At 70.1% G+C, this 17,190-nt stretch carries 9 protein-coding genes and 2 pseudogenes; 3 read left to right on the plus strand and 8 right to left on the minus strand.

Annotated elements, in window-relative coordinates:
* The 6 genes and pseudogenes from ACFUJR_RS35955 to ACFUJR_RS35980 form a co-directional block, all read right to left on the minus strand.
* Positions 1 to 140: pseudogene (locus tag ACFUJR_RS35955) on the minus strand (MerR family transcriptional regulator); the annotation flags it as partial.
* 1,800 nt (positions 141 to 1,940) lie between these two features.
* Positions 1,941 to 4,565, minus strand: coding sequence for an RICIN domain-containing protein (locus ACFUJR_RS35960; protein ID WP_383176467.1), 2,625 nt, complete (start codon positions 4,563 to 4,565; stop codon positions 1,941 to 1,943).
* Between the two features lie 38 nt (positions 4,566 to 4,603).
* Positions 4,604 to 6,967 (minus strand): non-reducing end alpha-L-arabinofuranosidase family hydrolase, encoded by a 2,364-nt coding sequence (locus tag ACFUJR_RS35965; protein WP_383176464.1) that lies wholly within the window; start codon positions 6,965 to 6,967, stop codon positions 4,604 to 4,606.
* A gap of 405 nt (positions 6,968 to 7,372) precedes the next feature.
* Positions 7,373 to 8,953 carry a sigma-70 family RNA polymerase sigma factor gene (locus ACFUJR_RS35970; RefSeq protein WP_383176461.1) on the minus strand — a complete coding sequence of 527 codons (1,581 nt, stop codon included), beginning with the start codon at positions 8,951 to 8,953 and terminating at the stop codon, positions 7,373 to 7,375.
* A gap of 345 nt (positions 8,954 to 9,298) precedes the next feature.
* Positions 9,299 to 10,420 carry a sensor histidine kinase gene (locus ACFUJR_RS35975; protein ID WP_383176458.1) on the minus strand — a complete coding sequence of 374 codons (1,122 nt, stop codon included), beginning with the start codon at positions 10,418 to 10,420 and terminating at the stop codon, positions 9,299 to 9,301.
* On the minus strand, positions 10,417 to 11,094 hold the full coding sequence (locus tag ACFUJR_RS35980) for a response regulator (RefSeq protein WP_383176455.1): 678 nt from the start codon (positions 11,092 to 11,094) through the stop codon (positions 10,417 to 10,419). The genes ACFUJR_RS35975 and ACFUJR_RS35980 overlap by 4 nt, the downstream gene beginning before the upstream one ends.
* Positions 11,095 to 11,118: 24 nt before the next feature.
* Between ACFUJR_RS35980 and ACFUJR_RS35985 the strand changes: the two genes are divergently transcribed.
* The 3 genes and pseudogenes from ACFUJR_RS35985 to ACFUJR_RS35995 all read left to right on the plus strand — a co-directional run bounded on the left by ACFUJR_RS35985 (position 11,119) and on the right by ACFUJR_RS35995 (position 13,783).
* Positions 11,119 to 12,339 carry a DUF418 domain-containing protein gene (locus ACFUJR_RS35985; protein WP_383176476.1) on the plus strand — a complete coding sequence of 407 codons (1,221 nt, stop codon included), beginning with the start codon at positions 11,119 to 11,121 and terminating at the stop codon, positions 12,337 to 12,339.
* A gap of 397 nt (positions 12,340 to 12,736) precedes the next feature.
* Positions 12,737 to 13,554: pseudogene (locus ACFUJR_RS35990) on the plus strand (cation:proton antiporter).
* Between the two features lie 7 nt (positions 13,555 to 13,561).
* Positions 13,562 to 13,783: a hypothetical protein gene (locus ACFUJR_RS35995; RefSeq protein ID WP_383176452.1), complete on the plus strand. Its 222-nt coding sequence runs from the start codon at positions 13,562 to 13,564 to the stop codon at positions 13,781 to 13,783.
* Between the two features lie 18 nt (positions 13,784 to 13,801).
* On the opposite strand, the gene ACFUJR_RS36000 is transcribed toward ACFUJR_RS35995, so the two are convergent.
* Both ACFUJR_RS36000 and ACFUJR_RS36005 read right to left on the minus strand, forming a co-directional pair.
* Positions 13,802 to 14,116 carry a TerD family protein gene (locus ACFUJR_RS36000; RefSeq protein WP_383176473.1) on the minus strand — a complete coding sequence of 105 codons (315 nt, stop codon included), beginning with the start codon at positions 14,114 to 14,116 and terminating at the stop codon, positions 13,802 to 13,804.
* A 446-nt stretch (positions 14,117 to 14,562) separates the two neighbouring features.
* A complete protein-coding gene (locus ACFUJR_RS36005) occupies positions 14,563 to 16,365 on the minus strand; it encodes an ABC transporter ATP-binding protein (RefSeq protein WP_383176449.1) in 1,803 nt (600 codons plus the stop codon).
* Positions 16,366 to 17,190: the final 825 nt, after the last annotated feature.

The following is a 17,190-nucleotide window of genomic DNA, read 5'->3' on the forward strand; positions in this document are numbered from 1 at the left end:
GGCAGCGGGGTGATGAGGCGGGCTTCGCCGATGGCGCGGAGGAAGCCCTGGGTGGTGCCGAGCATCTCGGCGGCCCGGCCCATGGCGTAGGCGGGGTAGTCGTCGTCGTCGAGACGGCCGTACGAGTCGTCTGCTGTCATTTGCACCTCTCTCGGGAACGCATGGAGGGGCCCTGGTGCCGTACGGCACCAGGGCCCCGAAGGAACTTCTACACCACGTGCCGGGCCTGATACCGCGCCGGCCTTCTGTGTCCGCCTACCCGACCCAGTCTCTGTCGGGAGTGCGGGGATCGCGGTTGCTTGACCGGAGACCACCTCACTATCGATGTCCTGCGGTACCCGGGCTGCGACTTCCGCCCGGGCGATCCAGATGGTGCTTCGTCCCTCCGTTCTTCCCTCGGTGATCAACTTCCTACCATCGGGGTACTGCGCACTACTGAACTGCGGGTGATGCGAACTGCTGCGTGTCTCTTCGGCAGCCAGCCCCGTTGCCCGTCCTGCGTCTGCTCTGGCTTGGAACCCCACTGCCGAACTTCCCGGTGCGCGCGTCCGCAGCCGACGCCTTCACCGAGGTACCGCTCACTGACTTCGCTGCTGGGTACTGCGCACTGCACTCGCGGGCGCCGCATCTGCCATGACCGCGGCCCCGCTGCGGCGGCCCCTGATCACCGCGGGCCACCCGGTCCGGCCGTCAGTCCCGTCGCCGTCCTGCAACAACCCTGGCTTCGAAACTCCACCGCCGCACCGTCCTGCGAACTACAACCACCTGTACTGCTGGTACTGCTTGCCGGCAGTTCGTCTCTGCCAGGCCCTGCTGTCTCTCTCGGCTACGAGAGAAACCATAGCCAGGCCACCGCCCAATGTCTACTCCGGCCGACATAGATTTTTGAGTGTCGGGCCGTGAGGTAATCGACCTCGAACAGTGATGGGAGCGGGGCATAGCGCGCGCACGCCGGATTGACCGCCACCTGTCGGGGCAGATGCAGCGGACAGCAAGGAACGGCCAGCAGGGCGATCCAGAGACCAGGGGCCTGATGGAGACGACGAGCGTCGACGTCGCGACAGACAGCCTCGCCGGGTCCGTCGCCGCCGCACGCGTGCCCGCGTGGTCTGGCCGACCTGATCGGCAACTACGGCGTGGAGGTTCACGTCCCTGGCGCGGGCGAGGACCGGTAGCCGTTGGTTCGGCTTCCTGCCTGGTCACGACGCTGCTGCTGGATGTGGTTCGTAGAAGGTTCCGTCGCGAAGCGCCGCGAAGAGGACGTCGGCCCGCCGTCTGCCGAGGCAGAGCAGGGCCTGGGTGTGGTGCTTTCCCTGGGCGCCGCAGGGTGAGTGGATGGCGTGGCGCCTACGGCGACACGGTCCCTGTCCTGCCAGGCCGTCGGCAAGGACCTGCCGGCCTCCTTCTCGTCAGCTGACGGTGACGGGCCGCCGTCATGGAGGCGGCCGGTGGATCGCGCCTATGCCCTGCGGCGGGTGGAGGCCGTCCCGGCGAGGAGAAGGCCGGCTGTCCCGACGCGGGAAAGAGTGCGGATGCGCCTCGGAGACGTAGGCGGGAGGTCTCACCGCGACCTCGGCGCCTCCTACCGCTGATGACGCTCTGATAGTCGCAGGTCGAACCACTCCCCGGCACCAGGACACGTTCCACGTCGTGCAGTCCGGGGAACACGTCGAGCGCACCCGAACGCACCTCGGCGACCTGGGTACTGGAGCGTCGTCCTGACCGGGGCCGGCCAGCACTATCTGGCGCACGGCACCTACCCTCCCCGCGGGTCACGCCCGCGAAAGACCCAGGCCGCCGCTCCGCTACCTCCGCCCACGGGCCGCTGTACCGCGGAAAGCCGCCCTCCGGCCGAGAGGTCCCGTCGGCCAGGAGGGCGGCAGCCTGTCAGTGATCGCGCCTCAGCTCAGACGTCGATCGTGAGTGCATCCGGTGTCGGGTCAGGAGGGGTCGCCGTACTGGAGGCCGCGGCCGTTGGTGCCGATGTAGACGCGGCCGTATGTGTCCGGGTCGCCGGTGATGACGCCGACGCCACCGATGCTGCCCCACTGGTGGGCGTCGTCGTTGACGCGGAGCCAGGTGGCGCCCTTGTCGGTGGAGCGGAAGACGCCGGTGACGTCCTTGACTGTGCCGATCATGTACAGGGCCTGGTAGGAGGCGCCGGGTGCGGCCTTGCCGAAGCCGAGGGCGGAGGCGGCCTTCACCGTGGCGAGCCTGGTGAAGGTGCGGCCGCCGTCGGTGGAATGCAACAGGCCCTGACCGCCGGCGATCCACAGGTCTCCGGCAATGCCGGGGACGGCTGCGAGCCGGCCATCTGCGGGAAGGCCCGTGGCACGGGCGGTGAAGGTCGCTCCGCCGTCGGTGCTGGCGTGGAGCGTGCCGCCGGACAGCGAGTAGAACGTCCTGGCCGAGTAGCGGTCGCCGACGACCACGGCGTCGGTGCCCAGGCCGCTGACCTTCGACCAGCTCGCCCCCTTGTCGGTCGATCGGTACGGCACCTGGCCGGCCTGGGTCCAGACGATCGTGGAGCCGTCCGCCGCGAGCGCGACACGACCGTCCTGGGCGCCTGTCACCGGCTCCGCCTTGAAGCCGCTCCAGCTGATGCCGCCGTCGGTGGAGTAGGCACCGTCCTGCGTGCCGCCACGGCCGACACGCACCATCACCGAGGGGTTGGACTGGGCGAAATCGATGTCGGTGCTGTTGGTCATCATCGGGTTGCCGAGCCGCCCGGCGGGCACCTTGGTCAGGTCGTCGTGGCGGAAACCGCCTTGGTCACCCATGGCGGTGATGACGGTGGCACCGCCGGGCGGGGCGATGGCGTCCATCAGCGCGGTCTCCTCCAGCCCGCGCGCACCCACGGTCCAGTGGCTGGTGCCGCCGTTGTCGGTGGCGTCTGCGTCCTTGCTGCGCCAGATGCCGTTGCCGGTGCCGTACAGCACGTGCCCGGAGTCGAAGGGGTCGATGGCCAGGGCGGTCATCCAGTGCCCGGTGTGGGTGCCGACGTAGGGAGCGGCGGAGGCGTTCCGCACCGACTTGTCCGCCAGTGCCTTCCAGGTCGTGCCGCCGTCGGTGGTGCGGTAGATCTCGTCCTCGGGCCACCAGCGGTCGAGGGTGGTGACCATCACCGTGGACGGCTTGCGCGGGTCGACGGCCAGGCCGGAGAACCCGTACGAGCCGCGGGACGGAGTGATGTCCTTCCAAGTCCCACCGGACGGCGTGTGCTTCCAGACCGAGCCCGCCGTCACGCCGTTGGGCCCGAGGGCGTTGGTGTACGTCAGGTACAGCGAGCCGTCACCGGAGAGCACGCCGTGCTGCGGCAACTGGCCCGTGGGCTGCCCGGGGACGGCCTGCCAGGTGCTGCCGCCGTCGGTGGAGCGGTAGAGGGAGGTGGACCTGTCGGCGACGCCGGCGTAGACCGTGTTGCTGCCGGCCGGGCCGTACGTCACGAAGGAGATGCCCGCGCCGCTGCTCGCCCCGTCCTTGACGGGGAACGAGGAGACCTGCCGCCACGTCGCACCGCTGTCGGTGCTGCGCCACAGGCCGTTCTTGCGGGTGCCGAGCAACAGGGTGCGGTTGTCCGAGGGATCGACCACCAGCCGTTCGCCTGCCCCGCGGCCGTCCTCGTTGCCGCCCAGCTTGAACGGCAGGGCGGTGCGCTGGAAGGTGCGGCCCTGGTCGGTGGAGCGCAGGATCGCGCCGTTGCCGGCCCACTCGTTGGTGTAGGTGCCGGTCGCGAGGTAGAGCCGGTCGGGGTCGACGGGGTCGGTGGCCAGCGCGTCGATGCCCAGCAGGTTCCAGTCCTTCTCGCCGAGCCAGTCGGTCAGCGGGATCCACTGCTCGGCCGCGCCGTCCCAGCGGTAGGCGCCGCCCATGTCGGTACGCGCGTACAGCAGACCTTTCTCCCGCAGGTTGAACACCAGTCCGGTGACGTAACCGCCGCCCACCACCTGGGCGTTGTTCCACACGTACGGTCCGGTCCCGGTGGCCGGCGCCTCGGCCGTCCTCACCAGCTTCCACTGCTGGTTGGTGTTGCCATGGCCGCGATACTGGATGACCGCCGCGCCGTCGGCCGTGGAGGCTCCGGAGACGTCCAGGACCTGGCCGCTCCTGCGGGAGGTGAAGGTGACGGCGCCGGAACCGCTCACCTCGTCGATCCGCCACTCCTGGGAGGCGGAGGAACTGTCGGTCTGCTGCTCGGCGGCAGCCGCCTGCGCGGTCGAATCGCCCGCTATGCCGAGCACTTTGCCGCTGTTGCGGTTCACCAGCTCGTAGTAGCCGTCGCCGGTGGAGCGCAGCCTCCACTGCTGGTTGGCCGTGTTCTGATCAGTCCACTGCTGGATACGGGTGCCGTCGGCGGTGGAGAAGGCGTTGACGTCCAGCACCTTGCCGCTGCGCACCGAGACCAGCTTGTAGTAAGCACTGTCGTCGACCGTCGCGGCCTGCGAGTCGTCCTGCACGAACAGGAGGTACGGCACGACGGTGGCGGTCACACCGAGCAGCAGAGCAGTGGCGGTCCCGCGACGGCGGTGACGTCCGCGGCGTCCGGCGTTGGTGGGGTTGTTCATGGGGGTGTTTCTCCTTGTGCAACCGTGGGTCGGGCAGGTCAGCGCTGCAGGGTGAGGACGCCCGGCCGGTACGGCAGTTGGTCGTAGGGTCCGCCCGCCGTGGGGGACTTGCCCTGGTACAGGAGCTGCAGGTTGCAGGGGTCGATGGTCATGGTCTGGTCGGGGTTGGTACGGATCAGGTCACCGTGGCTGATGTCGTCGGTCCAGGTGGCGCCGCTGTTGGCCTTGCCCGCGAAGGGGTTGCTTTCGCCGGCGGCCTGCGGGGTCCACGCACCGCTCAGGCTGGAGGCCGTGAACGAGCGGAAGTAGCGCCGCTCGTTCGCACCCCGAGCCTCGACGATCATGAGGTACTGGTTCTGGCCCTGGACCTTGTAGACCTGCGGCGCCTCGAAGAGGTTCTTCGCCGTGTCGCTCATGACCGTCGTGTACGACGAGCCGAAGTTGCCCGGGAAGTTCCCGATCGGCATGCTCGCCCGGTAGATCTTGCCGTTGTCACCGGCGAAGAACAGGTACATGTTCTTCTCGTCGGCGATCAGGGTCTGGTCGATCGGGCCGGTGCCGGATTCGGTGCGGGGGATGCTGCCGGTGAACAGCGGCTGCGGCGCGGACCAGCCGTGGGGGTTGGTGGGGTCGCTCGACGTGCGGTAGCTGAAGGGCGAGGCACCCCACTGGTACGCCAGCACCCAGATCTTCTTGGGGGCGAAGTAGAACAGGGTGGGCGCCACCCCGTTCTGGCTCATCCGGATCTGCCCGGCCGACGCCATGTCCGACCAGTTCGTGAAGGGGCTGAACGCCATCGAGCCGTACGAGGTTCCCGACGCGCTCGACGCGTAGACCAGGTGCTTGCCGCCCAGCACCACGTGGGTGAAGTCCTTCACCGCGGCCCACCCGTTCGACGGCTGTGCGAGGGGCCCCGTCGAACTCCACTTGTACGTCGATGGAAGGGCACACGTTCCGCCGCCCGTCAGTGAGGGACCAGTCCACTTCTGGTTGCCGACGGACGCGCAGGCGTACAGCTGGATCGTGGTGCCGTTCGCGGTGGCGGCGCCGACGGCGTCGAGGCACAGCCCGGACTGGACGCCGGTGATCGAGCCGTCGGTGTTGATGTTCCACTGCTGGTTGGCGCCGCCGTTGCAGTCCCAGGTGACCACCGGGGTGCCGTTGGTGGTGCCCTTGCCCTTGGCGTCCAGACACTTGTTGCCGTGCGCCTTCAGCTGCTTGGCGGCGGTGTAGGTCCAGCGCTGGTCGGTCTGTCCGCTGCAGTCCCACAATTGGGCCCGGGTGCCGTTGGCGGTGGCGGAGCCCGGGATGTCGAGACAGCGGCCGGAGGCAACGCCCTTGATCTCCCCCGTATCGTCGGTCGGCTTGCCCGGGGTGGCACCGGAGCCGGAATGGAGGGCGCTCATGACGGCGGTGTACGCGGGCTTGGGCTTGCCACCGCTGTCGAACAACAGTGGGCTCTCGGCGCTGCGCCAGGAGTCGCTGTCGCGAACGCCCCACACCGTGATGCCGGTGCACCGGGCCACGGACAGGCAGGTGCTGACCGTGTTCGCGTAGTGGGTGGGTGATGCCTGGGCGATGTCCAGCTCGGTGATCTGGACGTCGACGCCCAGGGCGGCGAAGCCGACCAGGGTGGTCCTGAAGCTCGCCGGCGGGCCGCCCGTCCCGAAGTGGCTCTGGAACCCGACGCAGTCGATCGGCACGCCACGGGACTTGAAGTCCTTGACCATGCGGTAGACGCCCTGGGTCTTGGCGTCCGACCAGTTCTCGATGTTGTAGTCGTTGTAGCAGAGCTTGGCCGAGGAATCGGCCGCACGGGCGGTGCGGAACGCTTCCTCGATGAAGCCGTTGCCCAGCACCTTCTGGAAGACCGAGTCGCGGAGCCGGCCGCTGCCGCCGTCGGCGAACGCCTCGTTGACCACGTCCCAGGCGTAGATCTTGCCCTTGTAGTGGGTCATCTGGGTGGTGATGTGATGGTTCATCACGCTACGCAGCGTCTTCGCGTCGCGGATGGAGCCGACCCAGGAGGGGAGCTGCGAGTGCCAGACCGTGGTGTGGCCGCGCAGGCGCTGGCCACGTGCCAGGGCACGATCGACGATCCGGTCCGCGGGGCCGAAGCTGAAGTTGCCGCGGGACGGTTCGATGGCGTCCCACTTCATCTCGTTCTCCGGGGTGATCATGTTGAACTCCCGGTCGGCGATCGCGGTGTACGCGGAGTCGCCGAGCCTGCCGGCGGCCACAGCCGTGCCGAAGTACCTGCCCGAGGGGGCAGCCTGGGTGCCCAGGCTGCCGGCTCCGGCGGAGCTGGGAAGGAGCGTCACGACGCCGGCCACCAGCGCCGTGGCCGACAGCCCTATCGCCCATGTCCGGCGACGCCGGCGGAGCCGGTGCAGGCCCTTCATGATTCTCCTCGGAGTTCCTGCGTACCGGTCGGCCTGGGTTCGTGGGTGTGTTGCGTCATGTGAGGGGCTTTCTTCAGGGGATACGTCAGTGGGGGAAGTCGGGACCCGGCCGCGCCGGCATGTCACGACGGGCGGCGGGAAGGACACCCCTGAAGTGGAGGCCTCCGAACTCCGGGGCTCGTAACAGAAAAGTCGCACCGCCCGCAGGATTGCCCCGTGACGCATCTCGCAGGCAGAAAGCGTTATGTGGGACGCCGTGGCCTGGTCGCGCCCGTGAAAGAGGGGCGCCGCACCGATCCGCAGTGAACGCCGGTCACGGCGTGGGGCAGGAACCGCGGGGGATCAGGCTGGAGGAGCACCGGTTGTGACGGTGCGACTCGGTCGGGATCGCCCGACGAGCGGTGCTCAGGCCCCGGGGCTGCGCACGATGAAGGAAGCCTGACCGGCGAAGGCCCGCGTGCCGTCGGAGCCGTCGAGCCAGATACCGCCGTCGCGGTGGCGGAGGACCGATCCCGGATAGTTGTGCGCGTGCAAGGTCACGGACCCGGCGACCGCCCCGGGACGGGGACAGAAGGTGGCGTCTTCACGGAACAGTGCGCTGCCGTCGTCGGTGCTCAGCCGCAGCCGCAGGTAGCGGTGGCGAAGATACCGGCCGTCTGCGGCACGGAAGGTGACGCACCGCATGTCGGCCAGTCCCCCGACGACCGTGAAGGTGACCCGCTGACGTGCCTGCGCGCTGCTGGACGCGGCGACGCTGCCGAGCGCCGCGAAGTCGCCCGTGTACGTGACGAACAGACCGGGACTGTCCGCGGACTCCAGTGACCGTGCGCCCAGCGGAACGGTGCCCGCGACGGCGGACGGGCCGACCGAGGGCGGGCTCACCGGGGACGGACTCGTCGGGGACGGTCCGGCCGAGGTGGTGGTGCGCGAGGGAAGGGGCGTGGGAGTGCCGACCGTGGGAGCGGCGGTGGCGCCGGGCACTCGAGGCGCCGGTTCGGGCCAGGTCGCGTAGGTGGCGGTCCCGGCGATGAGCACCGCTCCGGTCGCGAGGCTCACCAGCGGATGAGCGGTCACCGCCTGGAGTTTGCCGATCAGCACGCCGTGCAGACCGCCTCCCCCCGTCGCCGTGCCGACGGCGACGGGGGCCGCGACCAGCCCGGCGGCGCTCGTCGCCGTACCCGACAGCAAGCCCTTGGCGGCCAGCGCGGCGATCAGTGCGGCCGGGACGGCCAGCGTCGTGAGGCTGAGGGGCAGCAGTTCGGCCGGAACCCGTTCCGCCGACGTCGCCATGCAGACCGGACAGTCACGTGTGTGCCGCGCGATCCGCTTGCGCCACACCGATGCACGGTGACCGTCCCAGCCGACGACGGTCTCCCCCAGCCGCGGACAGCGCGGGTCGGTCTCCAGCGCGGCGACGATCGTCCGGCACAGTTCCAGCTGCTCCCGCATGCGTTGGAGGCGCACTCCGACGTGCGCGACCGTGAGCCCCGTCGCGGCGGCCATGTCCTCCCGGCTGAGCAGACCGGCGCATTCCTGCCACCACAGCGACAGCAGCACCCGGTGGTCCGGGTCGAGCCACCGGCCGGCTTCGACGACCCGGCGCCGCTCGTCCGACACGTGCAGCCGCAGGATCGTCACGTCCGCGGGCTCGGCGCCGGCGTCCGGTATCCGGCGTGCCTCGTCGATGACCGTGGTCCGGTCGGCGAGGGCGTGCTGCCGGTGCCAATGGGTATTGATCTGGCGGAGCGTGATCGACACCAGCCAGGACCGGAAACTCTCCGGGGCACGCAGGGCGGGCAGGTCACGCACCACGCGCAGCAGGGTCTCCTGGACGACGTCGTCGGCGTCGGCATGTCCGCTCAGCGCTCGCCCGACGATGTTGTAGACCAACGGCAGGTACGCGGCGATCAGCTCCTCGCGCGCCCGATCGTCACCGGCCTGCGCCGCGACGACCAGCCCCACGTGGTCTGCGTCAATGAGCCCCATTCCCACCTTCCCCAGGGGAGTGATCCACCGAGTACGGCGGCACACCCTAGCCTCGACGAAGGCATACGGCCAAAGCCTGCGCCTCGGGCGGATGGGGGCAGGGCAGCCAACAGCTCGGCGGTCTGGCCAGGTTCGTACACCGCGACCACGAGGTCCTTCAGGTGGTCACCTCCGCGGCGGTACTCATTGAGGTGATCCGTCCTCGGATCACGGATGCCGCCCTGGAGTGAAGTGCTCTCCCGACTGCGGGGCGAGCCCATCCCACAGGTTCTCGCATCATCGCCAGCACCTCGGCCGAAGTGTCCGGGCTTGGGTCTCGTTACAAGAACTCGCATCGGCTGATGTTCAGTCGGACCGGGCGGGGGATCGTAGTTCGATCTTGTAACCGCCTTCTGGGGTGGGTTCGGCGGTGAGGGTGCCGTCGAGCAGTTCGGCGCGTTCCTTCAGGCCGATGAGGCCGTGGCGGGCGCTGGGAAGGGCAACGGTCGGGCGGGTGGGGGCGGTGTTGGTGACGGTGACGCCGAAGTGGCGCGGGCTGTGCCACAGGCGCACCTCGGCACGGGCTCCGGGGGCGTGTTTGCGCACGTTGGTGAGGGCTTCCTGGACCGTGCGGTAGACGGTGCGCTGGGCGGTGGTGCTGATACCGGGAGGAAGCTCTCCGGTCAGGGTGGTCTCGATGCCGCTGTTGGCGATGAGCTGCCGGAGGTCGGCAAGGGTGGGCTGGGGGGTGAGTTCGGTTGCCTCGCCACCGGAGGCGCGGAGCAGGGTGACCATGTGGCGGAGTTCGTCGAGGGTGTTCGCGCTGAGGGTGCGGATGGTGCGGGCGGCCTCGCGGGCGTCGGGGTCCTTGGCGGCCATCTGCAGGGCTCCGGCCTGGACGGCGATGAGGCTGACCTGGTGGGAGACGACGTCGTGCATCTCGCGGGCCAGTTGGACGCGTTCGCGGGCAAGGACGGTCTGGGCGTACAGGGCGCGTTCGTGTTCCCGGGCCTCCTTGACCTCGACGAGCTGGCGGGCCACGTCGCGCCTGGCCTGCAAGAGCTGGCCGAACAGGACGGGGGCGACGGCCGTGGCCAGGGTGTAGACGAACTGGACGAGAGTCCAGGTCCGGTCGCCGTCGAACGCGTCGGACAACGGCCACAGGAGGGTGGCCGCAGTGGCGTTCAGCAGGGCGCAGCCGGCGAGCAGCGGGCGGTTGCGGGTGGACGCGGCAAGTGTGTACAGGGCGGCGATCGGAGCGACGGCGACGTCCATGAACAGGGTCATGGGCAGGGTCAGCAGGAAGACGGCCAGCGGGAAGCGCCGGCGGAGGAACAGGCCGGCGGAGCCTACGGCGGCGCAGGCCCACATCACAGGGGTGCCCTCGCCCAGGAGGTTGATCCAGGCGTCGAGCGCGGCCAGCATCACGAGCCCCGTGTCGACGGCCCAGGGCGGTACACGCCGCCACCATGCCCGGCCCGTGCTCATCGTCCGTCGTCCCGTGCCGTGTCGTCGTTGTGGGTGAGCAGTCCGGCGCGCTCGGCGAGGAGCGCGGCCTGGACGCGGCTGGAGACCCGCAGCTTGGTCAGGATCGAGCTGACGTGGTCCTTGACGGTGCCCGCGCTCAGATGGATGCGGGTGCCGATGTCGGCGTTGGAGAGTCCTTCCGCGACCAGGACGAGGACGTCGTGTTCCCGGTCGCTGAGCAGGCCTACGCGTGCGACGTCCGCGTCCTGGGGTGCTCCGGCCCCCGGGTGGCTGCGGAGCAGCGCGCGTGATGCCTTCGGCGACATGACGACGCCGCCCGCGGCCAGGGTGCGGACCAGCTGGGCGAGTTGTTCGGGCTCGGTGTCCTTGAGCAGGAAGCCAGAGGCTCCCGAGCGCAGTGCGGTCAGGATGTACTCGTCGGTGTCGAAGGTGGTCAGCATGGCGACGTGCGGCGGTTCGGGCAACGTCTGGATCTGCCGCAGCACGGTCAGGCCGTCCACGTCCGGCATGCGGATGTCGAGGAGCACGACGTCCGGCAACTCGCGCCGGACCACGTCGGCAGCCTGCGCCCCTTCCGCTGTCGCCACGACCTCGATGCCGTCGGACGCGTTCAGGATCATCTGGAAACCGGACCGCACCAGGGCCTCGTCGTCCACCACCACTACCCGGATCACCGGCGTCCCGCCTCACACTCTCGTCTGCGCTGTCCCGCTGGTCGGCCCGTGCATCCGGGGGTCCCGCGTGCTGGTACCGGTTCGCCTGACGTCGACCGTACGCCGGGCAGGGTACGCGGTGACGTGATCACCCACGGACCGTGGACACCCGGCGGGTCGGCTCCAGCCGTTCGGGGGGTGCGCTCCGGCCGGTCGGCAGGTCGGCGGGCGAGGCTCGGCGGATGGCGTCCGCCGTGCTCATACCGTGGGATCGGTCCGTGGGCCTCGCGCCGAGTCCGAGGGCCGCAGCCGATGTCCGTACCGTTTCGAGGACCGTCCCGCCATGCCCGCATCGCGATCCGGGCCGTCGTCCTGCTCGCCCTGGGCACCGTGCTGGCCATCGAGTACGGGGGCGTGATCATCCTCGGCTTCTACGGGGTCTACTTCCTCCTCGCCCTGCCCCTGCTGCGGCTGTCCGCCAAGGCACTGGCGATCACCGCGGCCGGGCTTGCGCTCGTCACACCCCAGCTGGCGTTCGTCCTGAACTCGCGGCTCAGCGAGTCCGTCCAGCAGACCATCGACGCCTACGACCCCCTCAAGAAGATCAGCGAGGTCGGCGTGCTCGACCTGCTGCTCACCGGCTTCTACCCGACGATCACCTGGATGTCGTTCGTCGTCGCCGGCATGGCGCTCGCGCGCCTCGACCTGTCGGCGGTCTCCGTCCAGCGGCGCCTGGCCGCGCTCGGTGCCGCCCTGACCGTCGGCGCGTACGGCCTGTCCCTGCTGCTGGCGGGCAAGGACGCGCTGCGGAGCACGGCGGAGGGCGGGAAGTCGTCCGCCGAGTTCGAGAAGGCGTCGTCCTTCGGCAGCGGATCCTTCGAGGCCCCCCAGCGGGCGGCCTCGGAACTGTTGTCCGCCGGGCCGCACAGCGGCACCACGTTCGACATCATCGGCAGCGTCGGCGTCGCCATCCTCGTGATCGTCGGTGCGACGGTGCTCATGGACCGCCTTCCGCGCCTGCGCGGCCTCGCGAAGCCGGTCATCGCCGTGGGCACCATGTCCCTGACGGCCTACGTCGGCCACTTCCTCGCCCAGTCCATGCTCGGCGTGTCGGCCGGCGAGAGCACCCAGACGTCCTGGATCCCCGTGCTCACGTTCATCCTCGGGGCGACCGTGTTCGCCACGCTCTGGTCCCGCTTCTTCCGCCGCGGACCGCTGGAGGAGCTGCTCAACGCCGCCACCAAGCCGGCGAAGCACGTCCGTTGACGCCGGCCGGGACGGGCAGTCTTTCACGGTCTGCTCCGGCTCCGACGGCCCGCTCACATCGGCCGTCCGGTTCCGCCACCCCGCCGAACGGCTGAAACAGGTCCGAGCGGCTTGGACGGAAACGCTCGACGCCAACGTCCACGGACGGTGGATCCTAGGGTCGGACAGGCGGCGCTCCGGCCAGGCTCACGAAGTCCCGTGGAGCGTGCTTCTTGCGCGGCAGGGCGGGCCCCTCTTGCTTCGTACGTGTTGTCGCCCCGGAACCGGAATCCACATGACCTTCGTCCTGAACGTGATCACCGCAGTGACAGCCGGGTGAGCGCTCGTTGCCCGAGAGCTTGAGCGGGGGCACGTCAGAGCCCCCGTGGTGCTGGTCCTCGCGGGAATCGCCACCGGGGTGTTCACGCACAGCCAGATCGCGGTCACGCTCAACTCCGAGATCGCCCAGCACGTGGCCGAGGTCATCCTGGCAGTCCTGTTGTTCGTCGACGCGACGGAACTGCCGGGCGGCCGACTGTTCGGCAACGATCCCGCCGCGGCCGCCCGCACCCTGCTGGTGGCGCTGCCCCTGAGCCTGGCCGCCGTCGTCCTGCTCGGCTCGCCGATGCTCCCTGAGCTGCCCGCGGTGATCCTCCTGATCATCGCGGGCATCATCGTCCCCACCGACTTCGCCCCGGCCGAGACGCTCGTACGGGACACCTCCTCTTCGCCCTCATCCTGGCGGGCTCGACCTCACAGGCGCACACCCCCACGCAGGCATTGGGCACGGCCGTGCCCTCCGCCGCGAAGGCCCTGGCGGTGGGCGTGGCCCTCGGCTCCCTGCTCGCCTGGCTGATGATCACGGTCGACCGCAGGAAGTGGATGACCGGACAGTCCCGCCGCATCCTCGTCCCGGTCACACCGCTGCTCGTCCACACCGTGACGGTGGCGGCGGGCGGCAACGGCTTCGTCGCCGCGTTCGCCTGCGGCATCGCCCTCCGGTACGTCCGGCAGACCCCGGCCCGGCGACAGGAGTCCTATGTCCCCGACGTTTCGGACTTCCGCCTCGTCGAGGACATCAGCTCGATCATGACCATGTGCATGTGGTTCTTCTTCGGCAACGCCACCGTGCTCGCCCTGAGCGAGGGCATCGACGTGCCGACCGTGCTGCTCTGCCTCGCCGCGCTCACCGTCGTACGCGTCGGCCCGATCCTGTTCGGACTTCACCTGGCGTGAACGGCTCATGATCGGAGCCCTCGGGCCACGCGGCACCACCTCGATCGTGTTCGGCCTGCTCGCCTTCAACGCCCTCCCCGACGGCCCCTCCGCGGACACCGCCCTGTACGAAATGACCATCACCGTGCTCGGCAGCGTCCTGCTCCACGGCCCCGGCTCGACGCCTCTCGCACGCCTGCTCACCGCCCCCGTCTCCGCCTCCTCGGTCACCCCGGAGAAGGTCCGCTGAGCACCTGGGCCGGCCGGGTCACGCCTCGGCGGCCTGGAGGAGGTCGGCGAAGGTGGTGCACGCCACCGGCTCACCGATGGCCGCCATGGTCCAGGCGCCGGTGCCGCGGGTCACCTCCGCCATGATCAGCGCCGTGTGGGGGCCGTGGGCGGGAAGGCCGTACCGGGCCAGCTCGCGGCCCAGGCTCTCGTCGACAATCCGGCAGTGCGCGCTCTGCACGGTCTCGAAGGTGCTGCCGTCGAAGGAGCTGACGGCGAACACGATGCGGTCCGCGTGGGGAGGCAGCCGGGACAGGCAGGCGACGAACGACTCGTTGTCCCCCTCGCCCGCGATGTTCTCCGCCGCCGGGCCGAGATGTGCTCGATGGACGTGTCCGGGTGGGTGGGGTTCTCGGCGAACAGAGGGGCGAGGAACCGGCCGTGGCCGTACAGCAAGGCGAAGGTACCGAGGCTGCCGTGCCGGGGACGCCCGGGCGCGCCAAGCAGTCCGGGGCGCGGGCGGCCTGCCGGCCGACGCTCATCCGCATCAGGTTGAGCGGGCGGCCCTCCGCTCTGTTCAGCGGGACCCGCTGGCCCCTTGGCCACGAGGGCGGGCATGGGGACTCCAGGTGAGGTGGCGGACAGAGCGTGCAGGAGCGAACCGCCTGGTGACGCGGGCGCCGTCCTCAGCCTCACGCGCCGTCTGGTACGCCGGTACCCGACGGCTGCCCCGTCGCTACTCCGCCACCCAGCAGGGCTGCATCCGCCGCATGGCGGGGGCAGCCCTGCGGAGCATCCCACTCACACGGCGGGGCGCTCGGCCGGGACCAGGAGCTGGGTCGCTGCCAGCTGTGCGTACAGCTCGTCCCTATCCACCAGTTCCCTATGGGTGCCGATCGCGCGGACCGTGCCGGCGTCCACGACGACGATGCGGTCGGCGTCCGTCACCGTGGACAGCCGGTGCGCCACCACCAGGACGGTGGTCTCGCGTGCCGTCTCGGCGATGACGTCCCGCAGTGCCAGCTCGTTGACCGCGTCGAGCTGTGAGGTCGCCTCGTCCAGGAGCAGCAGCCGGGGCCTGCGCAGCAGTGCGCGGGCGATCGCGACGCGCTGGCGCTCACCGCCGGACAGCTTCGAACCGCGGTGCCCGACCAGGGTGTCCAGGCCGTGCGGGAGACGGTCGACGAGGGTGTCGAGCCTGGTCCGGGCGAGGACGGCGCGGATGTCGTCGTCCGTCGCGCCGGGCGCGCTGAAGACCAGGTTCTCCCGCAGCGTGCCGGCCAGGACCGGAGCATCCTGCTCCACGTACCCGATGACGGACCGCAGCTCGGACAGCGGCCACTGCCGTATGTCCTGGCCGTCGACCAGGATGCGCCCGCCGGTCGTCTCGTAGAACCGCTCGATGAGCGAGAAGACCGTCGACTTGCCCGCGCCCGAAGGCCCGACGAAGGCGGTCATCCCGGCGCCCGGCACCTCGAAGTCCACCTGCTGGTGGATGTACGGCAGCCCGGGCCCGTAGCGGAAGGACACGTCCTCGAAGCGGATCGACGCCGGGCGCCGTACGGCTGCCGAAGGCTGGGCCCGCGCCGGCTGCGGCGTGGCCGGCGGCTCCGTCGCGAGGCGGTCCACCTCCTTGATCCGGGAGATCGCGGCCGCGCCCTCCTGGTACGCGGAGGCCGCCTCGACCAGCTTGTACACCGGCTCCATCAGGTAGAACAGGTACAGCAGGAAGGCGATGAGCGTGGAGACGGGGATGTCCCCGGACACCACCCGTGCCCCGCCGACCGCGAGCACGGCGAGGAACGCCAGCTCGACGGCGAGGTTGTCCGCCGTTCCGAGCAGGGCCTCCCACTTCGCGCCGCGGACGCCGTGCCGCCACGCCCGCCGGGCCGACGCCTCGACGCGGGCGGTCTCCCGCTCCTCCGCGCCGGACGCCTTCACCGTACGGAACGCGCCGAATGCCCGCTCCAGGCCGGTGGACATCTCCCCGACCGCGGCCTGGGAGCGCTCGGCGGCATGTCCGATCTTCGGCATCACCAGGGCGGCTCCCGCGCCGACGACCGCGACCACGACGAGGGTGACTCCGAGCAGGACGGCGTCCAGGAAGGCCATCACCACGACCGCCGCGATCAGTGTCAGCGCCCCCGTCGCGGCGTTGACCACCGCCTGGGTGCTGACGGCCCGCAGCAGCGTGGTGTCGGAGGTGACCCGGGACATCAGATCGCCCGGCTGCATCCGGTCCACGGCCGAGAGCCGCAGCCGCAGCAGCCTGGCAATGAGGCTGCGGCGGGCGGCCAAGACCACCGACTCCGCCGTCCGCTCCAGGACGTAGGCGCCGAACGCCTCGGCCACCGTGCTCAGCAGCACCAGCACGGTCAGCGCCAGCAGGATGGTGGTGAGCGTGCCACCGGACGAGAGCCGGTCGACGAGCGCCTTCGTGGCCAGCGGCTGGAGCAGCCCTCCGGCCGCCCCCGCCAGCGCCAGCAGCAGACCGAGTACGACGGTCCAGCGGTGCGGGCGGACATATCCGTACAGCGCCTGGAGCGTCTCGCGGACGCGCAGGGACTCGGCACCCGTCGCCTCCGGGGCGGATGCGGTACTCACAAGATTCCTTTCCCATGTGGTCTGCCCCGCACATGATCAGCGGTGGGGCGGCGTCGGCCCGCTTGTGTACGACGGGTCATGCCCCAGCCTGGAACCTCGGCCGCTCCGTCGGCCATCCGTCGATCGACGTGTGGACCCCCGCCAAGTGACTGAAGAAGCCAGCCCATAGTGGGGTCGTCCGTCCAGGTCGGCAGCTCAGCGATCCGAGCATGCGGCCGCGCGGCTGGCGCCCGCCGGGAGGGTGCGCCAGGACCGGTGATGACGCCGACGCCTCCGATGGCGCCCCGCTGGTGGGCTTCGTCGTTGACGCGGAGCCAGGTGGCACCCTTGTCGGTGGAGCGGGAGACGCCGGTTGCGTCATTGACGGTGCCGATCAGGTAAAGGGCCTGGTAGGAGGCGCCGGGTGCGTCCTTGCCGAAGCCGGCGCGGAGGCGGACCGCACCCGAAGCGCCTGCGTTCGATCACCCCTACGGTCCCTGACGCAACACGCACCGGACACCCCAACCAGTGTCACGGAACGTCACTACCAAGAAGCGGATGGGGCAAGGGCAGCCAACAACTCGGCAGCCAGTGCCCCAGCCACTTCAAGGTGCCCACCGCCACCCAGCCGAGGGCTCCGCTCGGCGGTCGCCAAGCGTGCATGACGATCCATCAGAAACCGCGCCGTCCGTGCGTCAAACATGCGTCACGCGCATCGAACACGGGTCGAACATGCGTCAAGATACCGAACCTAAGGGCTTGCAGATCATTAACCCGCAGTCTTGACCTCTGTGGCGATGGTGATTCCGTGGCTGGTCGCGAGGTCGTGGAGGGAGTCCAGGTCGG

It is taken from the genome of Streptomyces sp. NPDC057271, assembly GCF_042668715.1.
Taxonomy (GTDB): domain Bacteria; phylum Actinomycetota; class Actinomycetes; order Streptomycetales; family Streptomycetaceae; genus Streptomyces.

Bases quoted from the DNA above. Each gene is read 5' to 3' on its own strand.
- ACFUJR_RS35960 (WP_383176467.1), bottom strand. From the start codon at position 4,565: ATGAACAACCCCACCAACGCCGGACGCCGCGGACGTCACCGCCGTCGC.
- ACFUJR_RS35965 (WP_383176464.1), bottom strand. From the start codon at position 6,967: ATGAAGGGCCTGCACCGGCTCCGCCGGCGTCGCCGGACATGGGCGATA.
- ACFUJR_RS35970 (WP_383176461.1), bottom strand. From the start codon at position 8,953: ATGGGGCTCATTGACGCAGACCACGTGGGGCTGGTCGTCGCGGCGCAG.
- ACFUJR_RS35975 (WP_383176458.1), bottom strand. From the start codon at position 10,420: ATGAGCACGGGCCGGGCATGGTGGCGGCGTGTACCGCCCTGGGCCGTC.
- ACFUJR_RS35995 (WP_383176452.1), top strand. From the start codon at position 13,562: ATGATCGGAGCCCTCGGGCCACGCGGCACCACCTCGATCGTGTTCGGC.